This is a genomic window from Vibrio sp. 10N.222.48.A3 (assembly GCF_041475345.1).
GTDB classification, from domain to species: Bacteria; Pseudomonadota; Gammaproteobacteria; order Enterobacterales; family Vibrionaceae; genus Vibrio; species Vibrio tasmaniensis_A.
In genome coordinates this window covers 1-257 of record NZ_JBFRVX010001745.1, presented here as the reverse complement: position 1 = coordinate 257, position 257 = coordinate 1, and the positions used below count along the sequence as shown (strand labels likewise).

At 36.6% G+C, this 257-nt stretch carries 1 protein-coding gene; it reads right to left on the bottom strand.

Going from position 1 to position 257, the window contains the following annotated elements; genetic code table 11:
- A partial coding sequence (locus AB4653_RS28725) for a hypothetical protein (protein ID WP_372106042.1) occupies positions 1–234 on the bottom strand: 234 nt, incomplete at its 3' end.
- Positions 235–257: the final 23 nt, after the last annotated feature.

Genomic DNA, 257 nt, shown 5'->3' with positions numbered 1-257 from the left:
CGTTGACGCCCCTATATCAACACTTACGTCATAACTGAAAGGTCTTTGAATGTAATTGGGTAAAGTTAACGAACTATATAATGTTTCAAACACCTTTGTCTTTCCTTTATTGAAAGCCCTTTCCGCTTTGCTACATATAATCTTGTTTTTGACTAATACTGTTCTAGCTGCATTTTCAACCGCAAGCTCTTTCTCACTTAACTCAGAGTCAAAAACTCTCTTGGTGTGGCTCATGCTTTTTCCTTGAATTATTAAGG